General features: G+C 45.2%; 27 protein-coding genes and 1 riboswitch. Of the genes, 5 read left to right on the top strand and 22 right to left on the bottom strand.

Going from position 1 to position 24,296, the window contains the following annotated elements:
* Positions 1–2: 2 nt before the first annotated feature.
* The 18 genes from ribE to H2C83_RS01140 all read right to left on the bottom strand — a co-directional run bounded on the left by ribE (position 3) and on the right by H2C83_RS01140 (position 15,320).
* Positions 3–650: a riboflavin synthase gene (ribE, locus tag H2C83_RS01225; protein WP_181736951.1), complete on the bottom strand. Its 648-nt coding sequence runs from the start codon at positions 648–650 to the stop codon at positions 3–5.
* Between the two features lie 18 nt (positions 651–668).
* On the bottom strand, positions 669–1,784 hold the full coding sequence (gene ribD, locus H2C83_RS01220; protein ID WP_181736949.1) for a bifunctional diaminohydroxyphosphoribosylaminopyrimidine deaminase/5-amino-6-(5-phosphoribosylamino)uracil reductase RibD: 1,116 nt from the start codon (positions 1,782–1,784) through the stop codon (positions 669–671).
* Positions 1,785–1,948: 164 nt separating this feature from the next.
* Positions 1,949–2,084: riboswitch (FMN riboswitch) on the bottom strand.
* A gap of 178 nt (positions 2,085–2,262) precedes the next feature.
* A complete protein-coding gene (locus H2C83_RS01215; protein WP_181736947.1) occupies positions 2,263–3,231 on the bottom strand; it encodes a COX15/CtaA family protein in 969 nt (322 codons plus the stop codon).
* 153 nt (positions 3,232–3,384) lie between these two features.
* Complete coding sequence (gene spoVAEA, locus H2C83_RS01210) at positions 3,385–3,957, bottom strand: stage V sporulation protein SpoVABEA (protein ID WP_181736945.1); 573 nt, start codon at positions 3,955–3,957, stop codon at positions 3,385–3,387.
* Positions 3,958–3,959: 2 nt separating this feature from the next.
* Positions 3,960–4,313, bottom strand: a complete 354-nt coding sequence (gene spoVAE, locus H2C83_RS01205) for a stage V sporulation protein AE (protein ID WP_181736943.1) — start codon at positions 4,311–4,313, stop codon at positions 3,960–3,962.
* Positions 4,314–4,331: 18 nt separating this feature from the next.
* Entirely contained in the window at positions 4,332–4,757 is a 426-nt protein-coding gene (locus tag H2C83_RS01200) for a stage V sporulation protein AB (protein ID WP_181736941.1), read from the bottom strand.
* A complete protein-coding gene (locus H2C83_RS01195; RefSeq protein ID WP_181736939.1) occupies positions 4,741–5,367 on the bottom strand; it encodes a stage V sporulation protein AA in 627 nt (208 codons plus the stop codon). Before H2C83_RS01195 ends, H2C83_RS01200 begins: the two co-directional genes overlap by 17 nt.
* A 101-nt stretch (positions 5,368–5,468) precedes the next feature.
* On the bottom strand, positions 5,469–6,239 hold the full coding sequence (gene sigF, locus H2C83_RS01190; RefSeq protein ID WP_181736938.1) for an RNA polymerase sporulation sigma factor SigF: 771 nt from the start codon (positions 6,237–6,239) through the stop codon (positions 5,469–5,471).
* 9 nt (positions 6,240–6,248) lie between these two features.
* Positions 6,249–6,704, bottom strand: coding sequence for an anti-sigma F factor (spoIIAB, locus tag H2C83_RS01185; RefSeq protein WP_181736935.1), 456 nt, complete (start codon positions 6,702–6,704; stop codon positions 6,249–6,251).
* Entirely contained in the window at positions 6,701–7,054 is a 354-nt protein-coding gene (gene spoIIAA / locus H2C83_RS01180) for an anti-sigma F factor antagonist (protein ID WP_181736934.1), read from the bottom strand. Before spoIIAA ends, spoIIAB begins: the two co-directional genes overlap by 4 nt.
* A 124-nt stretch (positions 7,055–7,178) precedes the next feature.
* Entirely contained in the window at positions 7,179–8,366 is a 1,188-nt protein-coding gene (locus H2C83_RS01175; protein ID WP_376766322.1) for a D-alanyl-D-alanine carboxypeptidase family protein, read from the bottom strand.
* A gap of 185 nt (positions 8,367–8,551) precedes the next feature.
* On the bottom strand, positions 8,552–10,825 hold the full coding sequence (locus H2C83_RS01170) for an immune inhibitor A domain-containing protein (protein ID WP_181736929.1): 2,274 nt from the start codon (positions 10,823–10,825) through the stop codon (positions 8,552–8,554).
* 171 nt (positions 10,826–10,996) lie between these two features.
* Positions 10,997–11,821 (bottom strand): purine-nucleoside phosphorylase, encoded by an 825-nt coding sequence (locus tag H2C83_RS01165; protein ID WP_181736996.1) that lies wholly within the window; start codon positions 11,819–11,821, stop codon positions 10,997–10,999.
* Between the two features lie 16 nt (positions 11,822–11,837).
* Positions 11,838–13,019, bottom strand: coding sequence for a phosphopentomutase (deoB, locus tag H2C83_RS01160; RefSeq protein ID WP_181736927.1), 1,182 nt, complete (start codon positions 13,017–13,019; stop codon positions 11,838–11,840).
* 124 nt (positions 13,020–13,143) lie between these two features.
* Positions 13,144–13,389, bottom strand: a complete 246-nt coding sequence (locus H2C83_RS01155) for a DUF4227 family protein (protein WP_181736926.1) — start codon at positions 13,387–13,389, stop codon at positions 13,144–13,146.
* A 162-nt stretch (positions 13,390–13,551) separates the two neighbouring features.
* Positions 13,552–14,031, bottom strand: coding sequence for a ferric iron uptake transcriptional regulator (fur, locus tag H2C83_RS01150; RefSeq protein WP_181736924.1), 480 nt, complete (start codon positions 14,029–14,031; stop codon positions 13,552–13,554).
* Between the two features lie 115 nt (positions 14,032–14,146).
* A complete protein-coding gene (gene spoIIM, locus H2C83_RS01145; protein ID WP_181736922.1) occupies positions 14,147–14,797 on the bottom strand; it encodes a stage II sporulation protein M in 651 nt (216 codons plus the stop codon).
* Positions 14,798–14,870: 73 nt separating this feature from the next.
* Positions 14,871–15,320, bottom strand: a complete 450-nt coding sequence (locus H2C83_RS01140) for a hypothetical protein (protein WP_181736920.1) — start codon at positions 15,318–15,320, stop codon at positions 14,871–14,873.
* 223 nt (positions 15,321–15,543) lie between these two features.
* On the opposite strand from H2C83_RS01140, the gene H2C83_RS01135 reads away from it, so the two are divergent.
* The gene (locus H2C83_RS01135) at positions 15,544–15,924 is read left to right on the top strand and encodes a hypothetical protein (RefSeq protein ID WP_181736919.1); all 381 of its coding nucleotides are present in this window, start codon (positions 15,544–15,546) and stop codon (positions 15,922–15,924) included.
* 28 nt (positions 15,925–15,952) lie between these two features.
* Here H2C83_RS01135 and H2C83_RS01130 read toward each other — a convergent pair whose 3' ends face one another.
* On the bottom strand, positions 15,953–17,146 hold the full coding sequence (locus H2C83_RS01130) for an endonuclease Q family protein (RefSeq protein WP_181736917.1): 1,194 nt from the start codon (positions 17,144–17,146) through the stop codon (positions 15,953–15,955).
* The gene (locus H2C83_RS01125) at positions 17,143–17,691 is read right to left on the bottom strand and encodes an NUDIX domain-containing protein (protein WP_181736915.1); all 549 of its coding nucleotides are present in this window, start codon (positions 17,689–17,691) and stop codon (positions 17,143–17,145) included. The genes H2C83_RS01130 and H2C83_RS01125 overlap by 4 nt, the downstream gene beginning before the upstream one ends.
* A 120-nt stretch (positions 17,692–17,811) precedes the next feature.
* On the opposite strand from H2C83_RS01125, the gene H2C83_RS01120 reads away from it, so the two are divergent.
* From H2C83_RS01120 to H2C83_RS01105, 4 genes are all read left to right on the top strand, one after another.
* On the top strand, positions 17,812–17,967 hold the full coding sequence (locus H2C83_RS01120) for a hypothetical protein (RefSeq protein WP_181736912.1): 156 nt from the start codon (positions 17,812–17,814) through the stop codon (positions 17,965–17,967).
* Between the two features lie 78 nt (positions 17,968–18,045).
* The gene (locus H2C83_RS01115) at positions 18,046–18,912 is read left to right on the top strand and encodes a fructosamine kinase family protein (RefSeq protein WP_181736910.1); all 867 of its coding nucleotides are present in this window, start codon (positions 18,046–18,048) and stop codon (positions 18,910–18,912) included.
* Between the two features lie 528 nt (positions 18,913–19,440).
* Complete coding sequence (locus H2C83_RS01110) at positions 19,441–20,205, top strand: hypothetical protein (RefSeq protein WP_181736907.1); 765 nt, start codon at positions 19,441–19,443, stop codon at positions 20,203–20,205.
* 21 nt (positions 20,206–20,226) lie between these two features.
* A complete protein-coding gene (locus H2C83_RS01105) occupies positions 20,227–21,069 on the top strand; it encodes an EcsC family protein (RefSeq protein WP_181736905.1) in 843 nt (280 codons plus the stop codon).
* Between the two features lie 169 nt (positions 21,070–21,238).
* Here the strand turns inward: H2C83_RS01105 and H2C83_RS01100 are convergent, their stop codons facing one another.
* Positions 21,239–22,387, bottom strand: a complete 1,149-nt coding sequence (locus H2C83_RS01100; RefSeq protein ID WP_181736903.1) for a M20/M25/M40 family metallo-hydrolase — start codon at positions 22,385–22,387, stop codon at positions 21,239–21,241.
* A 363-nt stretch (positions 22,388–22,750) separates the two neighbouring features.
* Positions 22,751–24,292: an acyl-CoA carboxylase subunit beta gene (locus H2C83_RS01095; RefSeq protein WP_181736994.1), complete on the bottom strand. Its 1,542-nt coding sequence runs from the start codon at positions 24,290–24,292 to the stop codon at positions 22,751–22,753.
* Positions 24,293–24,296 lie beyond the last annotated feature (4 nt).

Here is a 24,296-nt window from a genome sequence, read left to right as displayed (position 1 = left end):
CCTTATTTGATAAATCCATGTTCCTTTAAATGATCCCAGGTAAGCGTTCCGGTCGAACCAGATTTTTCTTCAAGCCATTTGTTCAGATACTTTCCGATCATATCTACTTCGATATTTACGAGATCTCCCTGCTTTGCATCGCGAAGCTGCGTGTTTTTTATTGTGTGCGGGATCAATGAGACGCTAAACCCCGTAGCTCCAACTTCAACAATGGTCAAGCTGATTCCGTTTACTGCAATTGAACCTTTTTCGATCATATAACGGGTCAGGTTACGGCCTGCTTTAATATGAAACAGCACGGCATTTTCATAAGGCGTGACAGAAAGGATGGTACCAACTCCATCTACATGCCCCTGAACAAAATGCCCTCCCATTCGCTGTCCGGCCGCAACGGCCCGCTCCAAATTCACGGTATCCGAGATGTTCAATTTTCCAAGATTCGTCCGTTTCATGGTTTCAGGCATGGCATCGGCTGTGAAATGATCACTGCCCATTTCGGTGACCGTCAGGCATACGCCATTTACCGCAATGCTGTCTCCTGAGCGGGTTCCTTCCAAAACATGCCGGCATTCAATCTTTAATTCCATTGTCAATGGAGTTTTTCGCAGCTGTTTTACCCGGCCGACCTCTTCCACAATCCCCGTAAACAAGAATATCAACCCCTTTTCTCAAAATTTTGCTGGTCCTGTTGGATCAATATATCCGATCATCAAATAATCATCTCCCAAGCGCTCCAGTCGGGTGCGGGACAACGGAATCGCCTGAGCCATATAATCCGGACCCGCTCCTGCAATTACGTTTTTACTGTTGGTGCCGCCTAGTAATTTTGGGGCGATATAAGCCATCACCTTCTGTACATGATTTCCTCGCAGAAATGAGGCATTAATCCTGGTTCCGCCCTCAACGATCAGGGATAAAATTCCCTGTTTCCCCAAATAGGCAAGCATTTCGTCCAGGTCAACCTGATTGTGGCTGCGGGTCATAATAACGCGGACCCCTTTGGCAGTTAACTGCTCTTTCTTCTTCCGATCGCAAGCCGGCGTTGTAAAAATCCAGGTGGGAGCCACATCAGTACGAACAATTTGGGCATGAAGCGGAGTTTGAAGCTTGCTGTCCAACACAATCCGTACCGGCTGCCGAAGCATTTCTCCTTCTATACGCGCTGTCAACTGCGGATCATCTGCGAGAACAGTGCCCACTCCAACAAGAATGGCATCACTTCGTTTTCGCAATTCATGAACATGAGCGCGTGATTCTTTCCCGGTCACCCACCGGCTGTCTCCAGTGTGAGTGGCAATCATCCCGTCTAACGTCATGGCCATTTTCAGGGTGACAAATGGCTTTTTGGTTTTCCGGTGATGAAAGTATGCTTCATTGAGCCGTAAACATTCTTCTTTCAATACCCCCGTCATCACTTCTACTCCGGCTTGCCGCAAATGCTCGATTCCTTGTCCGGACACCTTTTCATCCGGATCGGCACTGCCAATCACCACCCGCTTTACGCCAGCCTCTATAATACGATGAGTACATGGAGGAGTGCGGCCAAAATGGTTGCAGGGTTCCAAAGTAACATAAAGGGTACAGCCCCTGGCATTCTCTCCGGCCATGTTCAGGGCATGGATTTCAGCATGTGGCGTACCTGATTTTAAATGGGCTCCGGTACCAATAACCTGTCCATTTTTAACAGCAACCGCTCCCACCATCGGATTGGGAGACGTCTGTCCCTGAGTTGCCTCAGCCAGCTGCAAAGCCAAACGCATCCAAGTTTCATGTATTGTAAGCATAATTCACTCCTTGATCCTTTTGCTGAAAATCAATAGAAAACCCCGAATTCAAAATTCGGGGCAAAAAAACAGAAAAAGCAGTTGTGTATAAAAAAGTGCTTGGCAACAAAAACAAGCCCTTTATCAATCGTGAAAAAAGTTCACAAAGCAAAGGTACACATCTGCTCATCCTTCTCCCATCCAGACTATACTGTCGGTTTCGGAGTTTCACCGAATCAACCGCTTGCGCGGGTCACGGACTGAGGCCATAGATCAGCCATCACCGCCGGTCGGGAATTTCACCCTGCCCCGAAGGATGCAATAAATGAATTATTACCTTTTCATACTTCAAGATAACTATAGCCTATTTTTATTTCATTGTCGAGATTTCTTCTTGTTCTCTCTAAATCTACTTAAAGTATCAATTTTTCGAGCATACAGATAAACAGAAAAGGAAGTGATTTTGTTTGCTGCCAAAATCACTTCCTGTTTCACTCAATTATTTGGAATAACCCATTTTTAGCGACTGTTTGGAAAAGTGGGTCTTTTTTCGCCATGGAAAACCGATTTGCATGCACATATAAGAGAGAACCGCAAAGAAACCGGAAATAATGGTGGTATGTATCAACTCCAGAATCAGTTTTCCTCCTGTCCAAACAACCAGGGCCCCGCTTGCTGCTTGCAAACCAATCAGAATCAGCGCAAGCAGACCACCCTGAACCAGATCCTTCCGGTCACGATATTTTCGCCAAATGAAAATGAACAAGCCAACGACCAGGAAAAAAAGCACAAATGCAAAGTAGCGATGTAATAAATGAATTCCCGCTAGTGATGACAAGTCCGGCAAATAGACCGAACCGCAAAACGGGAAAGAATAACCGCAGCCCATCGTTGCTTCCGCATGGCGAACCAGGGCCCCTGTATAAACGACAACATAGGTATAAGCAGCCAGTCCCCAGATCCATTTTGCCAATCGTTTTTGCCTGCGGCCAAGTACAGGCCTGTCCAGTTTGTTCCCGGGAATTTGGAACAGATAGACGGTCAGCAATATGACGCTGGCAAAAGAGATCAGGGAAAATCCGAAGTGAAGAGCCAACGAAAACTGTTTGGAAAATGGTCCTTCAAAAACAACGGTTAATGCACCCAATATCCCCTGAAATACCACAAAGAACAAACTCAGGAAACCTAAAATCCTGACCCGCCGATCGTCTTTAAATGTCATCCAGGACCAGACAGCCAAAACAAGTATCAGCAAACCGTCAAGGCCGGAAACAATCCGATGACCGTATTCAATCACGGTTTCCACGGGTAGCGAAGAAGGAATCAGTTGCCCGTGGCAAAACGGCCAGGTATTGCCGCATCCTTTTCCTGATTCGGTTGCGCTTACAATCGCTCCCATGAGCAGCATGAAATAAGCCCCAATCGATGTAATAACCCCGAAAATTTGCAATGCACGCAGATGTTTCATGTTACTGCCCTCCTCCTGAAAAACAGACAAGTACTCATTTTTAAGAATACCATATTTATCTGATCCAATATAGCCGATAAACAAAAACAACAAAATATTATCAATATTCAGATTGCGTTTGAAAATGAGTGGATGCTTGGTGTCCCCACTCATTCACTGGCAGCCATGCTGAAATTTGCACAAAATCAGCTGCAATGCCTTGGTTGTAACCGGCGCCCCAATCTTGACTTCATCCTGGTGCTGCATTTTGCCCAAATCACCGATTCCAACCACAAACGGAATCGGTAATTCATTCAATACTTCTAACGTATCCCCGAGGATTCGCAGTGGCTGGTCATAAACAATCTGACCGGATTTGTCCACCGAAGATGAGATAATCTGACCGTTTCGGTCGATAGCAACATGAACGGGGGTGCCTTTGCTTTTCTTGCAGTTGAAAGCAACGGCAATCGCTCCGATTACATCAATATCCGGACGGGTTGCAACATATTTCAGGGATTGCTCACCGATTCCCTCTTTTTCGTCTCCACAATCATCAAACATGACGATAACAGGGTCATATGCTGCCTGTTTGACAAGGTCCACCAGCTCAGGTCCGCCAAACGGGCTGGGATTGCCGACTGAGAGAGAAATGCAGCGCACACCGAGCTGTTCTGCAGCCTTTTCCAACGCCTGCCTGGCAATTTGATCGCCGTCAGTCACAATAATTATTTTTCGTTTGTTCATTCTTAACCTTTAGGTTTGAAAATGACGGCAGTCAAAAAGCCAAAAATAATGGCTGCAGAAATTCCGGCGCTGGTAATCTCGAAAATCCCGGACAAAACCCCGACAAAACCATGTTTGTGGGCTTCAGACAACGCACCATGCACCAATGAGTTGCCAAAACTCGTGATTGGAACGGTTGCACCGGCTCCAGCAAATTGAATTAATGGATCATATAGGCCAAATCCGTCCAGTACAGCGCCGGCGACTACCAGCAGGCTAAGCACATGGGCTGGTGTCAGATTGGTAAGGTCGATCAGCAGCTGACCGATTACGCAAATGATTCCGCCTACCAGAAAAGCGGTCCAGAATGACCCCATTTTTCACCACTTCCTCTCTTAAAAATTTTGAAACAGAAACCACTCCACCAATGATCCGGTTACTTTTCCCAATGCCATGGCGATCAGAAAATAAATCATGTATTCTTGCATGTTCAACCGTCTGGCTGTGATCGGGATAACATTGACAACTTCCGTTAACGCGGCTGCCAACATTCCCACATAGATTCCCATGTTAAGACCAAAAATCGCAGTAAAAACATGGGGCAGGGAAAGCAACAGGGTGCGAAAATCAATCCATGTAAAAAAAAGTACACCAAGTCCAATGACATATTCATAGAGATACACCCGGGACTGGGTACAGGTTACCTGAGCCAGCCGGGGAACAATATCAAGAACCGTTATAAACGCGACAAAACCGCTACCTACCGCAACCCCGCCAGCCAGGCCGATCAACACCAGCAACAGGTCATGTACCAGATTCATGATGCTTGCAATCCGCTTTCTGTTTGTCGTCATTGATGATGTATTGATCAATGTTTTCCTGATACAGATACATTTCCAGTTCCAATGGACTTGGCTCTTCATTAAAACGCTTTTTGAACAATCGGTTGAAAAACAGAAAGATTCCTATGCCAATGCCTAAAGAATAAGGAATTTGTAAAATCAACGGCGATTTTTTATGCACCCCTGTGATTAGATAATAAATACGCTCATGCACCTGCGGCATGCTCACATCCATATGGAAGTTCATAATGGTCAGCCCCGATCCGATAAACAAAACCAGCATGGCGAATATGACCGCGATCAATGAAGGCCGTTTTGAACCTGTCTGAATCTCGATCAGGGTTTGCGGAGGACCGGCATAACGAATATCAAGTGATGGAAAATGTCTCCGAATCAGTTTCATCACATCAATAACATCAATCACGGCAAAATTTCCATTGCTCAGAGAAAGTTTACATACCAACAGTTCCTGAAGATTTTCTGACGCATCTCCTTGCATGTCCAGAACAGCAATATCTTTTAAAAACAAGCGTTGCCCAGGTTTTGCCGTTACTTTCTTTTTCAGCCTGATTGTGACAATGTTCTCCATATGCGGGCAACTCCTTTATGAAACGTTTGGGCTCTTGTTAGTATGTGCAGGACAGTTCAAATATAAAAAAAGCACCCGCAAAGGTGCTTCCAGCTTCAAAATCATCCGTTTTCTTTACTTAAATCCAGTTCTTCCCGCATTTTGGCAATAATTTTCTTTTCCAGGCGTGAAACCTGTACCTGTGAAATCCCTAACCGGTCAGCAACTTCCGATTGGGTCTGGTCTCTGTAATAACGAAGATAAACAATCAGCTTTTCGCGGTCACTCAACCGGTGAATCGCATCCTTCAATGTCAATTTGTCAAACCATGTTGTAAACTGTTCATCGGCAATCTGATCCATCAGGGTAATCGGGTCTCCGTCATTTTCATAAACCGTTTCATGAATGGACGTAGGGGCCCGGTTGGCTTCCTGTGCAAAAACAATTTCCTCGGGATCAATCCCGATTTCAGCGGCAATTTCCTGAATGGTGGGCAAACGGTTGTATTTCTTTGACAGCTCGTCTTTGGTTTTTCTGATCCGGTTCGCCATTTCCTTCAATGACCGGCTCACCTTGACCATCCCATCATCACGCAGGAAGCGTTGGATTTCGCCGATGATCATCGGAACGGCATAGGTGGAAAATTTGACATCATAGTTCAAATCAAATTTGTCCACCGCTTTCAAGAGCCCGATACAACCAATCTGGAACAAGTCTTCCGCTTCATAACCCCGGTTGAGAAATCGCTGCACAACCGACCAAACTAACCGAATATTGTGACTAATCAGCTTGTTTCGGGACTCCATGTCCCCTTGCTGACTGGCTTTGATCAATTCCTTCACTTTTTCATCCGACAGATGGCCGTGCCTGTTGTTATGTACATCCGGTTCCATAGACATCCCTCAATAAGCCATCGTCTGCTGACGGCTTTTCAGATATTTAACCATATGGACAGTGGTCCCTTTCCCCGGTTTGGAATGAATCATTACCTCATCCATGAAATTTTCCATAATGGTAAATCCCATTCCCGACCGTTCCAATTCCGGTTTTGACGTATATAACGGCTGTCTTGCTTCATTCACATCAGGAATTCCTATCCCTTGATCGGAAATGGTAATGCTTACCCGTGCACCATCAATTTCAGTGCGAACATGAATAACACCATCTGTTTTTTCTTCGTAACCATGAATCACGGCATTGGTCACAGCTTCAGACACAACCGTTTTGATATCTGTCAGTTCTTCCACGGTCGGGTCCAGTTGAGATATAAACGAAGCAACCGCGACTCTGGCAAATGATTCATTTTCCGAACGACTGGCAAACCTGAGTTCCATAAAATTTTTCGTTGATTCGGTCATGACGCCACCCCGCAAGCAATAATCGCACGTTCTTCATCATCGTATGTAGGCAAGATTTTAAACAATCCTGACATTTCCATCAAGCGGTACACTGATGGCTTGATCGAACAGAGTATCATTTTTCCCCCCAATTGCGACACCTTCTTATACCGTCCCAAAATAACGCCAAGTCCGGAACTGTCCATAAATTCCAGATCCGCCAGGTTTAATACCAGATGTGTGCTCACTCCTTTATCCAGCTCTGCCTCGATGGATGTGCGTACTTTTTCTGCGGTATGATGATCCAGCTCTCCGGCAAGACGGACAACCAGAACATTTTGATTTCGCTTCATTCGCAGGGACAGACCCATGTTTCTCCGCTCCTTTCTCTTTTGACCCATAACTTCTATCAATTTCCGAAACTTTCCTTCCACTTGCGAAAATAATCCATAAAAAACGGATTCCCGACACGATTGCCAAGAATCCGCTTTTTTTCTACATCTGTGAATTTACATTATTTGGTAAAAAGAATATGTCTTGCAAAGTTCGTTTCAGCGAAGTCCACAAATTTGCCTGTTCAATCTCCATCGAACTGACCAGGTTCCATTCGGCAACAATGTTCCCGTCTTGCACGATCTGAAGTTTTCCAAGGCGGTCGCCTTTGTGAATGGGGGCTTTTAATTCATTCCAAATCCATCTTTTTTCATAGCCTTTATGCTCAATTCCTTTTTTGATCAGCATGTCCAAAGGCTGGTTGGCCTGAATCCGAATCTTGTCGGGATTACCTTTGTCAATCCGTATTTCCGCCAAAATGTCCCCTTTGTTAAAAATGCGTTTGCTGGTATAGTGATTGAATGCATAATCAAGCATGGAGACAACTTCCTGATTGCGCTTCTTGATATCAGGCTCTCCCATTACAACAGCGATCAAACGGAGATTTCCCCGTTTAGCCGTTGCCGCAAGACAATATTTCGCTTCCGATGTATAACCGGTCTTTAATCCGTCCATTCCCGGATAAAAACGGATCAGTTTATTGGTATTGACAAGCCAGAACGGTTTTTTCGTGTTCTTTCGCAAATAATCCTCATACAGGCCTGTATAGTTGGTAACTTTGGGATAAGAGAGCAATTCTCTTGACATGACCGCAATATCATAGGCAGATGTATAGTGGTCAGGTGCCGGAAGCCCGTTGGCATTTTGGAAATGTGTATTTTTCAAGCCCAATTCCCTGGCTTTGTCATTCATCATTCGAACAAAATTCTGTTCGGTACCTCCCAGATACTCCGCCAGCGCAACCGCAGCATCATTGGCAGAGGAAACAGCCATGGCCTTGAACAAATCATGTACGGTCATTCGTTCTCCCTGTTCCAGGAAAATCTGGCTTCCTCCCATGGAAGCGGCATGTTCACTGATAGTGACCGGGTCGGACCAGGAAATTTTTCCCCGATCAATTGCCTCCATCACCAACAGCATGGTCATCACTTTGGTTATGCTTGCCGGAGGCAAAGCCTGATGGCTGTTTTTTTCAAACAGGATTTTTCCTGTGCCTGCATCAAGCAGGACCGCTGACACCGCTTCCGGCGCCAGATCAGTTTCGGCTTCCTTCGCCTGAACCTTGCTGGGCAAAAGCAATGGGTTGACCAGCATGCACAGCGCAATGATTGCAAAGCTGAACTTTTTCAGCATCCCAACTTCCCTCCTATGTAGCAGTACCCATAGTTTGAACAAGCATCCGGGAAATTATGCCAAAAAAGGAGAAAGACGTTTCTGACATCTGCCAGAAACGTCTTTTGGAAAATGGAATGTTTCCTCTCTCTTTGCAACTGTTTTTGCCCCACATCACTCCGAACCACCTTGAAGTGAATTTATCATTGGGTCCTGGATATTTCTACCAACACGGCTCTATTTCCGATTTCCTTTTTCAATCTGATTTGAATTCCGTATTGCGGCAGGATTTTTCCACCATCCGGGTTAAATGGGCTGGAGTAATCCTTTTTATCATGAAACAACGGGACTCCTGGCAGCGGATGATATTTCATAGAATAGCCGAGGTATTGAATATCAATCGGTGAAGTCGACTTGAAACCGAACGCGGCATCATTCACCTGATACCGGGTTGAGGCAACCGTTCCATCATGCCAGAAATGTCCGCGTTGATGGGCATCGACCACACCAAGGAATCCTTCACCCGGATGAAGCCCTGTCATATTGTCTTCTCCCCAGCGGGCATCGTAGTACCAGATCACCATTCCGGGGTCGTATTTCATCATCGTATCATCGCGGCGCAAATGAGCAAGGGCCCGGTCCATGCCGTGATGTGTCCGCCACTCAATCAGATAATAATGTTCAAACGGAATTTTGGCTCCGTCAAATATCTTGAACCCGTCCATGGCAAATTTCGGTTCTCCTTCAACATCATCGGAAAAAACCGTTTTCCCGTCAGCCATGACAAGAATGTTATCTACATAAAAACCTTCCGGCGAAAGTCCGATATCTGTCACATAGTTAAATTCAATTCTGATTTTTTTGCCGGCATAAGGGGTAAGATCCAGTTGATCCTGCACCCAGTCTCCCTTGGTGTCATCATCATATTTTTTGATCATTTTCTTTATGCCATCCGCATAGACATTGACGTACAGGAAATCATAACCTGCTTCAATCTGGCGCCATGAGTCAAAACGGAGTTCTGCACCGGTCACTCCTGTCAGATCAATTTCCGGCGAAGTCAGCTTTGTATCCAGCATGTTTCCTTTAGTGGAGAAGTAGGCTTTTTTCCCCCGCGGCTGGGTGGGTGGATCAACAAGACGGTTGGGAAGATTCACTTTGATCATTTTTCCTTTTTTCGTCTGTGCCACGGCTTCCATTAACGGAACAACCCGTTTTCCTTTCAATTTATCAAAATCAATGGCGGTGGCTGTCGGCCAGGAACCGCCGTAAGTTTCCTGGAAGAATAACTTGGCCCAAGGGCTGAATCCGGACGGTTCCGTACCGGGAATGTTTCCGGTCCAGCTGCCGTAAGACATTAATGACCAGGCTTCAACCGGAGAGCCTGTTCCCGTATATCCCGTATCATATTCGTCCGGCAATCCGAGGTTGTGTCCGTATTCATGTGTAAATACACCTGCTGCTCCATCTTCAGGCTGAATGATATAATCAAATGCTTTCAAACTGGTTCCCGGAATCGGCACTGGTTCAGGACCTACCACCGACCGGTGGGACCAGATTGCATCTTCGGCCAGATCACCGCCTCCCGCTTCTTCTCCTTCGCCTGAATGTACGACGAACAGATTGTCCAATAAACCGTCAGGTTCCATCACATCGCCATCGCCATCATGATCATAGGGGTCGCGCTTGTCATAATTCTTTTCCTCACCGGCAATCTGTTTTCCCACCGCTGCCAGCGTTTCCCTGACCAGTTCCTGCGGGCGTGCATCTTTCAATTCATAATCGCCGTAATCCACATGCTGCCCATAGTATTTTGCTTCATTCTTTGCCGGAATCCAGGGCGTCACTTTCCCGACAACATTCCAATAACCCGCCGACTGTTCCAGATAGAACTGGCGAAAAGAAGGCAGACGCGTTCCATCATCCATCGTGAAACCATTTTTGTTGAACAAAAGTTCCTGGTAATGTTCCTGATTAAAATCTTCCACCCAAAATTGATTCTTTTTCTTTTTAATGGAATTATGGGCAAAATCAGGAAATTCTATCAATGCAACAACAGCATGATCCGTAAACTGTTGTTTCCCCAGCTTTTCCTGGGCAACAGATCCTTCACGATAACGGGAGATCCTGTCAGCAGCCCGTTTCTGTACAGCTTTTTTCCCTTTATAGGCACGTTTTCCGAATTTCGAGGATGTATCGATTCCTTCCGTTTTGCTGTTGGGAATTCTTCCGTCTGACACATACTTTTTCACCGCCTGACGGGTTTCCTCAGGTGTGGCATCCTCGGCGAGAACTCCCCGTTTCTTCAACGCATCAATCAAGGCCGTTTCATTCACCAGGGCCAAATCCACATGTACTTCCCCGGTTAACGTTTTTGCTTCGGCCTTAGCCTTTTCACCGGTAAACGGAGCAATCGCCATTAAGCCGATCAACAGCAACGCCAAAAGAATGGCCATCGTCCTCTTGATTTTTTTCAAATCGTTTCCCCCTTTGTGAAACCAACCAAATACATTTATAATTATAAATTATATAAATTTTTTTGAAAAGAATATGATTATTTTCGTATTTAGTTAACTAATCTATCGGTATATATATAAAAGATGGATCTCACCGAAAACGGAAGATCCATCTTGACAAAACGAAAACGGTCAGGACAAATGCCGCAAAATCCCTTTAACCAAGGCGGTAAACTGATCCTTAACCCGATTTGCCGTATCAATCACTTCCTCATGGGACAACGGTTGGGGCAAAATCCCGGCAGCCATATTGGTGATACAGGAAATTCCCAGCACACGGATTCCGGCATGACAGGCAACAATTACTTCCGGCACGGTTGACATGCCTACTGCATCTCCGCCCAATGTCCGAATCATGCGGATCTCGGCAGGTGTTTCATAAGAAGGTCCCAAAACGGCAGCATAAACCCCTTCCCGCAGAGAGAACCCGAGCTGTTTTGCCACCCGGTGCGCCAACTCACGCAACTCCGGGTCATAGGCGGAAGACATGTCGGGAAAGGTCACGCCAAATTCCTTATTGTTCAAACCAACCAAGGGATTACGAAACATCAGGTTAACATGATCCTGTATGACCATCAAATCTCCCGGTTCATAGGCCAGATTCACACCGCCCGCTGCATTTGTCACAATAAGCGTTTTTACCCCAAGCTCTTTCATGACGCGAATGGGAAAGGAAACCGTTGTTGGATCATGGCCTTCATAAAGATGAAACCTGCCAGCCATAACCAACACATTTACGTTTTCCAGTTTTCCCATAATCAGTTTTCCGGCATGCCCCTCTACTGTCGACACCGGAAAATGCGGGATCTCATCATAACCAATGGCAAGAGGATTTTCGATTTCCTCGGCCAACACCCCCAAGCCCGAACCCAGAATCATCCCGATGGCCGGTTCTTCTGTCATTTTCCCACGGATCGCTTTTTCTGCTTCTCTTACTTGTTTCAAGGTAAAACTCATCATCTATCCGCTCCTTTTATCTCAACTCTCCCAAAAAACTGGTTCCAATTTCCGGCTTTTGCACATTGAAGTTCTCGGCAATGGCCGCTCCTATGTCCGCGAAACATTTGCGTACTCCCAGAGAATTTCCCGGTTTGGCCAACTGTTTTCCATATACCAGTAAAGGAGTATACTCACGGGTATGATCGGTGCCATGGTGGGTTGGATCATTTCCATGATCTGCCGTGATGATCAGCAGATCGTTGTCTTCCAGCGATGCCAGAATTTCCGGCAAGCGTGCATCAAATTCTTCCAGGGCCTGCGCATAACCTTCCGGATCACGGCGATGGCCAAATTTGGCATCAAAATCGACCAGGTTGACAAAAGCGATGCCATGAAACTCCTCCTTCATCACTTTTATCAATTGGTCTACCCCGTCCATATTGGACTTTGTATGTATTGATCTTGTAATTCCTTCCCCGGCATATATATCCGAGATTTTTCCAATGGCAATCACATCCTTGCCGGCATCTTCAAGAAAATTGAGCACCGTCCTTGCGGGTGGCTTTAAAGAATAATCCTTGCGGTTGGCTGTTCGGGTAAAGTTTCCGGGTTCTCCTGCAAACGGTCGGGCAATGATGCGAACCACCGCGTATTTTTCATCCAGAGTCAGTTCCCGGGCGATCTCGCAAATCCGATACAATTCATCAAGCGGAACAACCTCTTCATGAGCCGCAATCTGAAACACGCTGTCAGCGGAAGTATATACAATCAATGCGCCTGTTTCCATATGCTCTTTTCCCAGTTCCTTGATAATTTCGGTACCAGAAGCAGGTTTGTTTCCAATCACTTTGCGTCCCGTTTTCTCCTCAAACCGCCGGATCAGTTCATCCGGAAACCCGTTTGGATAGGTTTTAAAGGGCTTGTCCGTATAGATGCCCATAAATTCCCAGTGTCCTGTGGAAGTATCTTTCCCTTTGGACATCTCCATCATTTTTCCATAATAGGCCCGGGGATTCTCCACCGGTTCGATGCCCTTGATTTCAGCTATATTTCCTAACCCCAGCCTTTCCATGTTCGGCATATTCAGCCCGTTTCTCTTTTCAGCTATATGCCCCAATGTATAAGCACGTTCATCATTATATTCCATAGCATCAGGCAAAGCACCAATACCGACACTGTCCAGGACAACCAGTGCCACTCTAGAAAATGATTTCATCTTTCACATCTCCTTCCAATCCCATTATAAATGAGAAAAAAAAGAACGTACAACGTTCTTTCAGACTGTGGAAAAGCATATCCGGGAAGACCCGCTAACCCCAACTTTGGGGGACAAGTCAGGCCTACTCTCCCATCCAGTAAAAGATCAGCAGGCGCTCTTTCATTTCTTCAAAGGCGGATACCGGTTCATGATCTGCATTTTCCTGGGCAATCACCTTTACCGCGCCTTCAGACGGTTCCTCATACAAAAAATCCGGTTTGAAAAATGGAGCGAGTACGGAAAAAACCTGATACAACAGCAGTGTAAACAATGTGAACAACAGGAAAAACTTTGCCCAACGTTTTACTTTGCGAAAAGAGATGACCATATCGGATCGTCCTTTTTAACATCGTTGTTATAACGTATGTTAAAGACGACTGTTTATGCATCCGGTCATCGGTTGTCAATCGAAAAATCCTTTCCCCACCTTAGTATTTATTCTCAATCACGGACCAGCGTAAACAGAAAAACGTGAGATCGGTGGAAGATCTCACGTCACTTTGGAATTAGCTATTTTTTTCAGATTGGAAATTTTTCCTTTACATCGGCTACAAATCCCATGAAAGGTCAAACGATGGTCCACAATTTGAAAGTCAAATTCTTTTTCAATCCGTGCCTCAATCGGGCCCAACAAGTCTTCGGTTATTTCATCAACTGAACCACAATGGAGACAGATAAGGTGATGATGGTGATGTTCCGCCCCTTCAGCCCTGAATTCGTAGCGCGTAACGCCATCTCCGAAATTTAATTTATGAATAATCCGAAGCTCGCTTAAAAGCTCCAAGGTCCGATAAACAGTGGCCAATCCGATCTCTGGAGCTTTCTCCTTCACCAACAGGTAGACATCCTCTGCGCTTAAATGATCTTCTTCATTCTCCAAAAGCACACGGACCGTCGCTTCCCGTTGGGGGGTTAATTTATAATTATGGGCGGACAATTGTTGTTTAATTTGATTCACCCGATTTTTCAAAGACGACACCCCCCGCCTATCTTACACCATTATATTTTAGGAAACCATGGGAAGTCAAACCAAACAAGATTGAATATAATATAATAATTATTTTAATATAAAATCGATTTTTGTATTACTTCAATGTTATATTTGTCGGAATGGCTTCTTTCATTAACACCGGTGATACATATGCTTCGAAAACCGAGGAAAACAACATCACAACAGCCATCCCCGTTACCAGTAATGAAAAAGAGACAAAATGCGGGTAGATGGCTCCACGATGGTGAATAAGGCGATTTTTAAAGAGTGAAATAGAAAAATGGATTCCGGCCATTGTGATAATGATCATTGCCGGAATGATCAGCAGATTTTGCGGGACCACCGAAACAAATGCAAACCACAGTCCCTGCCATGACATCTGGTGAACGAGAAACCCCACAGTAAAACCGATTACCAGTCCCTTCAGGAAAAGGAGCACCAGCAAAACAGGAATCCCGATGACAGACAGGCCCAAAATCCACATTAATCCAATTGTTTTCAGATGATCTCCAAGTGAATGTTGAAAAGCTACTTTGGAATCAGCAATGGCATTCTCGCTTAACCCTTGAAAGAAAAATCCCAAATAATTTAACAGTCCCTCTTTTTGTGAAGGATCCAATGAGTTGACCAGTACGGCGCCAAAAATTACCCCCATCATAAACAGCACTGTGACAAATATAACCAATGATCCCTGGTTCTTCAAATGCACCTGAAATGAATGGCTCAGAACCGGTTTCTTTTTCATGCGATCCGCCTCCTTTGTCCGTCACTATGAAACTATGACGGGCAAAGGGAAAATATACGAGAGTTTCATTCATTCATTTTCTCCGTTTCAGTCCGTTCACTTCATAATTTCGGTCAAGCAATGCCTCTTCTCCCCACAAACTTTTAATGACCCATCCATCCCTGGAACTCTTGTCCGTTTTCGGATGAACTTTCTGCATCTTCAGGCCCAGCATTCCTCTGACCGGCCCAATCCAAAACATGACAGCCAAAACGATAATGACCAGAGATATAAGGATTTCGCGAGACCAGTCACCTTTGAAAGAAGAAGAAGCGAGAAATTGATAAATGAAAACACTCAACAATCCATAATACATGACAAAAAATATATACCATATTCCCCTGAAACAAGCGATGAAAACAGCTAATTTCCTCTTGCGCAGAAGGAAAATGAGCATTTTGAGAAAGATCAGTAGAAACGCACAAATATGGATCCAAGACCAACCCATTTTCATCAGCTTTTCAGACCATTCCATATAAGCCATCCAATCACTCCAAATTCACAGCTTCTGTTCGGGTTTCCCTTCCTCACATTTCATCGGCTTGTTCAATAAAAGTCCATGGACCAAGGATCAATCTGTGTTCATTATACTATGAAATGCGCCGGATCTGGCGGTTGAAACAATAAAAGGGAAGATGTCACTATTTTGTACAGTATGAATAAATCTTTTAAAAAAATCCATTAATATTAGACAAGGAGGGAAAGGTATGCCAGTAAAGTATATGTTTGGCTATTTTCGGACGATCGATGCCGCCAGGCAGGCCGCAGAAGAGTTAGAGGCAAATGGTTTTGAGGTATATGTTGACCGCTTTTCCCCAATCGGAGGCGGTAAGCCGCATGATTTGCAGGATGAAGATTCAATAAATCCTTTCCAGAAACCTTCCATGTCATTGACCGAATCAACCCTGGGCGGACCGGACATCAGACAGGATTCACGAATTCTTCGTGCAGTCCATCCGGATGCGAGCGGTATGTCCGGCGGACAGCCCTTATCTTCATTGGAAGACATATCGGTTACGGTTTTCTTTTATGAAGAAGACAGGGAAAAGGCAGAACAAATTCTGAAAAAGCATGGAGCCCGCGACTGAAAAGGAAAAGCCAACCACATCAACGTGGTCAGCTTCCCTTGGCGGAATATCCGGCTGTTTTTACCCGGCCGTATATTCCTCCTCCCCCTTCAACAAATTCCAGCCGTTCTTCCCGAGCAAGCCAGATCTGATGGGCAATTCCTTCCCCGGCAACTTCCGCGATCCTTTCAATTGGCACCTGATTGAGTACATTCATTTCCGTGCCAAACGCCAAAAGGAGTTTGTCCAATGTCTTTTTCCCCAATTTCGGGATAAATTCCAGCGGCACCTGATACCTGTAAGGAGGACGAAAATGCGGATGCTGGCATGGCTGGTCGCTTAATTCCAATATGCGGTCATAAACGCCCTTTACCATCCTGGTGCTCCCGCAGCCAGGGCATCTTTCCGGTTCATTTTCAGGCCAGATGCTGTCACACTTCAAACACCGGGAGCGGTAATATTTCCCCAATTTGGGATTCAATCCACAGTTGGCAACAATTTTTCGCCCGTTTACTCCCTTTAGTGCCCGCCGGAATTCTTCAAAGCTTGGCTCAATGACCAAAATCTCATTGTACTCCCGTCCGATTTTGGGCAAAGAGTGGGCATCCGAATTGGTTACAAAAGGAAACCGACTCAATTCCGATAACCGGTCAGCCAAATCAGTGTCAGAACTGAGTCCCAGTTCCACCGCCGAAACTTTCTCCAGATCAAGCAGTTTTCCCATTTTATCGGTCGCGCTTCCATAAATACTTTTAAATGGAGTAAAAACATGGGCCGGAATAAAAATCCCATCCAGTTCCCAAACTTTTTCCTGCAATGCCCGCACAGGCTGGTAAAGCCTTTGTGTGCTCAACCGGATATTCTTCATCGACTTTCGGCACCAGTCCGTAAATTGCTGCATCTGGGCCAGCGTTTTCAGATATACCAGGACATGGGCCGGACCCAGACCCGGTTCCCTGATCTCAATTTCTGCTCCCAGCAAACAAGTGGTTTTCCCGTAAATGATTCCCCCGTCCGGATGCTCCTTGTATAATCCGGACTCCAGTCCCTTTATAATATCTTCCTGGACAGGTGGTGACTGGGCATCGATAACGCCAATCATACCCAAACCTTTGCAATGATGGGCTTCCTTAACAATATTTTCAAACGTCAGGTTTCTGGCTGCTGTAATTTTTACAGGCAGATTATGACTCGTTCTTCCAATATGGATATGAAAATCGGCATAAATCTTTTTCAAAGTCATTTTTGATCAGACACCGCATTTCTCCAGTGATAAAGTGCGACAATCGTTTTGGCATCACAGATCTCACCTGTCTCCACCCGTTTGAAACATTCATCCGCCGTCAGTTCCACCAGCTCCACAAATTCGTCGTCATCCGGGTTGCTTTCTCTCTTTTGCAGCCCTGTTGCCTGGTAAAGATGGATTTCTTCATCGGCAAAGCCGGGAGAAGTATAAAAGGAAACGATCTTTTCCATCTTTGCTGCCACATACCCGGTTTCTTCTTCCAGTTCTCTCTTGGCACACTCCACGGAATTCTCTTTGTATTCCAGTTTTCCGGCAGGAATCTCCAAAATAGTTTTTTCAAGCGGTTTGCGGAACTGGCGTACAAGCACCATTTTATTTTCATCTGTTACAGCAATTACCGCAACAGCACCAGGATGTTTGACAATTTCTCTTTTTGAAAGATGACCGTTTGGCAAGCGGACTTCATCCACCTGCACCTGAATCACTTTTCCTTCAAATATTTTCCGGGTGGATACTGTTTTTTCTTCCAAATCCTGTTTCATCTCATTCACTCCTGTTTGCTAAGTCCACTCCATTATAACGCACGAAGAACATGACCGTATAATCAAGTACATTCAGGCGTAATAAAAGAATAAGAAAAATAAGTCCAGGAGGACATTCCAATGAAAATGAAGATTAACCGGAATCGCATGCAACTGACAGGCACAGCCGGCCAAATCCGCTCCTGCCTGAAAAAGATGGCAACCCATCCATTAACGGTCAAACAGTACATTAATCAATGCCATTTACAAAATCACCATCTGGTCAGAATCAAATAAGAATAATCAAATCGGCTCCCGATCTCTGATACAATAATTTCGAAACAATATTCAGCCTGCCACACAGGAGGGAGCAATATGGACAAATTGATGTTGAAGGCACTTCGCCAAATTCAGGACCAAAGCGGCCTCCTGGAGGTTCGTCCTGTATCCGGAGGAGATATCAACAGGGCCTGTCAGGTGAAAACCGGCAAACGACAATATTTTGTAAAAATGAACCAGCCTGTCTCCCAAACATTCTTTCAGAAAGAAATCAATGGCCTGACTGCGATCGCACAAACCCATACTTTGCCGGTCCCTCAGATTTACGGTACTTATTACGATCCGGAAACCAAATCGGCTCTCTTAATGTTGGAATGGGTTCAGGGAAACAAAACAGCAAACACAAACCCGCAGTTAGGACGTGGGCTTGCCCGTCTCCACCAGGTAAAAGGACAAGCTTTCGGATTTAAAGAAGATAATTTTATCGGGTCACTCCCCCAGCACAATCCGTGGACTTCCGACTGGATTACCTTCTACCATGACCAACGTTTAAAGGTCCAGTACGAACTGGGCATAAAACGTCAAACAATATTGGGAAAACGAAGAAAAAAGCTGGAAAAATTGATAGACCGGCTGGACCAGTGGCTGCCCTTGAATGCGGAACCCTCTTTGATTCATGGGGATTTGTGGGGCGGCAACTGGATCGCCGGGAAAGGCGGCAGGCCTTATTTAATCGATCCCGCAGTCAATTATGCCCATTATGAGCTGGAAATCGCCTTCACGGAATTATTCGGAGGATTTTCCCCTTCATTTTATGACTGTTATCAAGAAGTCCAGCCACTTGACAAAAATTACCATGAACGCAAACCGCTCTACCAACTTTATTATTTGCTGGTCCATCTGAATCTGTTTGGAGAGTCATATGGCAGTTCTGTCGATCGCGTTTTGAATACCTATGTTTAATCAAAGTCCGGAAAAATACAGTTTTTTACCTGCAAATTCCATTTCATTTTTTAAGAAGTACCCGGTTTGCAATTGCTACTCTTAACAATTAATCTCCGAAAGGGACACAAATTAATGTTGAGTTTGATATGAACCTGGTAAGTTACATCATAAGGATAAGACAAAACGGGACTGACACAAAAAGCGTTGGCATACAAAACCGTCTTGAGACCCGACAATAGTGAATATTGAGAAACAGGCAGGAATCGGTGGGAAACGCTTCGGCAAGGCACAATGAATATACGCGGTTGACAGGAAGCTGAAAATGGATTTTGGAAACGCTGCTGTTGTTCGAGGAGTTTCTTACTGCGCGTTAATAAAAGGAGCATGCAAAATGAAGTTTATTGGATGATAACTTTAAATATTAAGTTTCTCCGGCTTTTAAGATAGAAACTTTGATAAAATCAAATCTATATTTAATACATCATATGAATTTTATAATAAAATTAAATACTGCTTAAGAAGTTGTTTGCAGAAAGGAGCACGTTTATGAAACAAAGCGAACATCTTCTGTATCAGGCCAAATTAAACAGTCTGACTCCCCGGGAACGCCAAACCTATTTCGAACTGGTTCGCCTGGCCGCCAATGAAGATACGATCGATGAAAATACGGGCATCCCGATTTCCAAGGGATCTGCCATTATTTCCTACAAAAAGCTGGAAAAATATCTGGATTTGACTCGTTCCACCATTCGGCGCGCCTTAACCCGTCTCGTAGAAAAAGATTTGATTGAATTGACCAGTATCGGCAGAACAGCTTCCGGAGATAACCTGCAGTTTCGCACCATATACAGAATCAAACATATCGAGGCGCCTCAACCGGTTCCTTCCGGAAAAAAACACACCACTACCCCGGTCGAGGCGATTTATGAACTGGAAAACCAGAACTTGCGACATCACCTGAAAGAATTGCAGGCACTCCGGAAAAAACTCGAATCTGACAGCTCCGCGTCTGATTTATTCCTGTTCGATCTCATGGAAGAAGCTTATCACATCGCTTTGGAAACCATAGCAGCCAAAGACCGGTTTCTGTCGGTCAAAAAAGGCATCCTTATTGAAGATGAAAATCAAGATTGTCAATTGCTGATTCAGGGCGACCAGGAAACATCTTCCGGAATTGATCTGAAAGTACGTGCTGCTTTGGCAATCATTTCTGCAATTGAAAAAAGTATTGATAAGACCGAGCATAAACCTTTGCGCCAGGCTTATGGGGAAACACTGCTCAAAGCTTGCAGAGAATTATTGAACACTTGAAAAGAGGTGAGGGCTTGCTAAATGAATTATTTATTTCCGCTTGAAAGCAAGGAATATTTACTGCAAGAACTGGAAACGATCCGTCGATGGGAAAAAGACCAGAAAGATTTATGGTTTTGGGAAAAAATCGGTCGTCTTCCTTTTGCTCTCTTGGACAAAATCATCCCAAAAACGGTGCACGAAATACTCGGCAAATTTTTGGACGAACTGGGGAACTATGTGCAAACCGGCGGCCATTATCTGATCAACGACCGGCAAACCTTATTTCATGTCTCCAGGGCGGCCGGGATTGCATCAGGTTCCCTCTCTATTGAAGAGGTTGCCCACGTCCCCCTGTCCGTTTTAAACCAAGTGGCCGAGGAAACAAAAGAACTTCATAAACAGATTGCCACCATGCAGGGGGCAACGACGGGTTTTGGCGGCATTTTCACGCTTGCCATCGACATCCCGGCCCTGCTTGGGCTCTCCCTCCGGGTGTTGCAGGAAATGGCACTGATCTATGGCTATCAGCCCCGTGAAAAAAAAGAACGCATCTTTATTGTTAAATGCCTGCAATTTGCGTCGGCTGATTATGTCGGGAAAAAATCAATCCTGAAACAACTGGCCGATTCAGGCAAAGTTCAGCGGGAAGCCATTTCCGAATTTCAGGGCTGGCGGGAAGTCATTATTACCTATGGTGACAATTACGGCTGGAAGAAGCTGTTTCAGCTTGTTCCTGTAATTGGCATTGTTTTTGGCGCAATCATCAATCGCTCCACCATTGGGGAGGTGGCTGAAACAGGAATGATGCTGTACCGGAAACGGAGAATCATGGAAAAGCTGAAAGTCATTGATCCACCTTCCAGCGAAAACTTCTTTGCCTAGTTCAGAATGGGTATATACACAGTTTGAGTCCTGCCCCGATATGAATGACAAAAAAGAGAACCCATGTCTATCAGGGTTCTCTTAACCTGTCTTTGGAAGTGATTTTGCATTTCCGCTGTTTTGGCATCAAACAGCGGCTGTTTGAAACTGTAAAGTCAGTAACCCTTGATCAAGGGGTGACTTCAGCGCCTTTGGCGGGGACATTTGCGCTTTCCTCAATCAGGGCAACAACAAGTTCGACCGTCTTGACCAATTCTTTGGCCGGCATCCGTTCACTTGTCGTATGAATATTTTCGTAACCGATTCCAAGGTTTACCGTGGGAAATCCATAACCGGACATGACATTGGCGTCACTGCCTCCGCCACTTACCGTAACCTTGGGAGTGCGGCCAATTTTTTCAACAGCCGCGATTGCTTTTTGAACAACAAGATCCTCTTCCGTAAACTTGTACGAAGGATACATGAACCTGGTCTCAACTTCTGCTCTGGCTCCCAACTCTTCAGCTACTTCCTTGAAGGTCTGCTCCATATGTTTTACTTGCGCTTTCAGTTTGATTTCGTTGCGGCTGCGTGCCTCGGAAATGATCTCTGCTTTCTCCGGAACAACATTGCTTGCGGTTCCTCCCTTGAAGAAACCGATATTGGCTGTTGTCTCGGCATCGATCCTGCCCAAACGCATTTTGGAAATGGCCCGGCTCGCTACTTGAATAGCGCTGATGCCGTCTTCCGGATTTACCCCTGCATGGGCTGCTTTACCATAAATAGTAGTGATAATTTTTGCCTGTGCGGGAGCAGAGGCAATAATTTCTCCTACCGGTCCGTTGGAATCGATCGCAAAACCGAAATCGGCATCGACCAGGCTTGTATCCAGGTGCCTGGAACCCATCAGGCCGGATTCTTCACCGGCGGTAATTACAAACTGAATTTTACCGTGCGGAATATTTTGTTCCTTCAACAAACGGATTCCTTCCATCAATGCTGCCAAACCGGCTTTATCATCACTTCCGAGAATGGTTGTCCCATCTGACTCAAAATATCCGTCTTTCAGTGTCGGCTTAATTCCTTTCCCCGGGGCAACCGTATCCATATGGCAAGTAAAATAAATAATGGGGGCATCTTCCAGTGTACCGTTTAATGTGGCTACCAGATTTCCCGCCCCATGACCCGTTTTTTCAGCCGAATCATCTTCAACAACTTCAAAACCGAGTGCTGCCAATTTCCCTTTCAGCAAATCGCAGATCGCCCGTTCGTCACCTGTTTCGCTGTCCGTTTTAATAAGCTCAATAAATTCATCAAAAAGTCGTTGTTGATCTACCAATTAAATTCCTCCATTCACTGAAAAAATTTTTTAATCTATGGTGCCTGCGGTTTCGGAAACGGATTGGAAAGGAATTGAAAAGATCTCTGATCCGGCGGAAAACTGCCGTGATCAGTTAAAACAATTACATAATAAATGTTTAAAACTATAAAGCCAAAACTGACAATACCTGTAGAAAATTTTTCTTTCTTCTGGTCCAATAATCATTTTACCATTATTCAACTTAAATTTTTAAGTTTAATTTCCTCCTTTTTTTCCTTCATTATCCATTATTTTTGCTTTTGTCGTATCCCGTTTTTTCAAAGAAAAAGTGGCAAACAATCTTGTTTCCCACTTTTTCGCCACTTTTTATTTTTTTTAATGTTATAATGGAATGTTACCATGTTTTTTGGCTGGCCGTTGTTCCTGTTTATTTCGCAACATAATTAACGCCTGTTTAAGTTTATGCCTTGTTTCCCGCGGATCGATCACATCATCCACCATGCCATGACTGGCTGCTACATAAGGATTGGAAAACTTTTCCTTATATTCGGCAATCCGTTCCTGTCTGGTCCGTTCAGGATTATCGCTTTCTCTTATGTCACGGCTAAAAATAATATTGGCTGCCCCCTGTGCGCCCATGACCGCGATTTCCGCACTTGGCCAGGCAAAAACCAGGTCAGCACCGATTGCTTTGCTGTTCAGGGCAACATAAGCGCCTCCAAACGCTTTCCGCAAAATAACCGTAATTTTGGGAACAGTTGCTTCGGAGTAGGCATAGAGAATTTTCGCCCCATGTCGTATAATCCCCCGGTGTTCCTGATTAACCCCCGGGAAGAAACCGGTCACATCCTCAAAAGTGATAATGGGAATATTGAAGCTGTCACAAAAACGAATGAACCGGCTCAGTTTATCGGATGAATCAATATCGAGACTGCCGGCCATCACTTTCGGCTGGTTGGCGGCAATTCCGACAGTCCGTCCGGCAATCCGGGCGAATCCCACTACCATGTTGCGGGCAAACTGTTCGTGAACTTCCATAAAATCCCCGTGATCCACAATCAGTCTGATCACTTTGCGCACATCATATACTTTTGTCTCTTCTACCGGAACGATTTCGGCCAGTTCTTCAATCCAGTCCTCTTCTTCTTCAAATGGAACCTGCGGCGGAACTTCCTTATGGTTTTGCGGCAGAAAGCTGACCAGATGGCGAACCTGCTCCAATACTTCCGGCTCACTTGACGCGGTAAAATGGACATTTCCGCTCACGCTGGCGTGAACTTTGGCTCCGCCCAACGCTTCGGAAGAAATTTTTTCCTTCGTCACGGTTTCGATTACTTTGGGCCCGGTAATAAACATTTGGCTGGTTTTTTCTACCATAAACACAAAGTCGGTAATCGCAGGGGAGTAAACCGCTCCACCGGCGCACGGTCCCATGATGACGGAAATTTGCGGTATCACTCCTGAGTAAATGGAGTTGCGATAAAAAATATGCCCATACCCATCTAACGAAACAACACCTTCCTGAATTCTCGCCCCTCCCGAATCATTCAACCCGATGATGGGGGCTCCGTTTTTCACCGCCAGATCCATCAAGCGGGCGATTTTAAGCGCGTGCATTTCCCCCAATGCCCCGCCAAAAACGGTAAAATCCTGGGCAAATACATAAACGTCACGTCCGTCGATTTTCCCGTATCCTGTAACGACTCCTTCTCCCGGAGCTTCTTTTTGATCCATTCCAAAATGAACAGCACGATGCTCGATAAACGGGTTCAACTCGACAAAGCTGTCATCATCCAGCAATAAATCGATCCGTTCGCGAGCCGTCAGTTTTCCCTTGTCATACTGGGCACGAATGCGTTTTTCCCCGCCGCCCAGTTCCACTTTCCGGCGCCTTTTATACAGTTCACCTATTTTCATATGCATATCC

Origin of the sequence: Thermoactinomyces mirandus (assembly GCF_013868055.1) — a bacterium.
Taxonomy (GTDB): Bacteria; Bacillota; Bacilli; order Thermoactinomycetales; family Thermoactinomycetaceae; genus Thermoactinomyces; species Thermoactinomyces mirandus.
The sequence above is the reverse complement of the archived record's forward strand: the minus strand, read 5'-3'. Positions and strand labels throughout refer to the sequence as shown.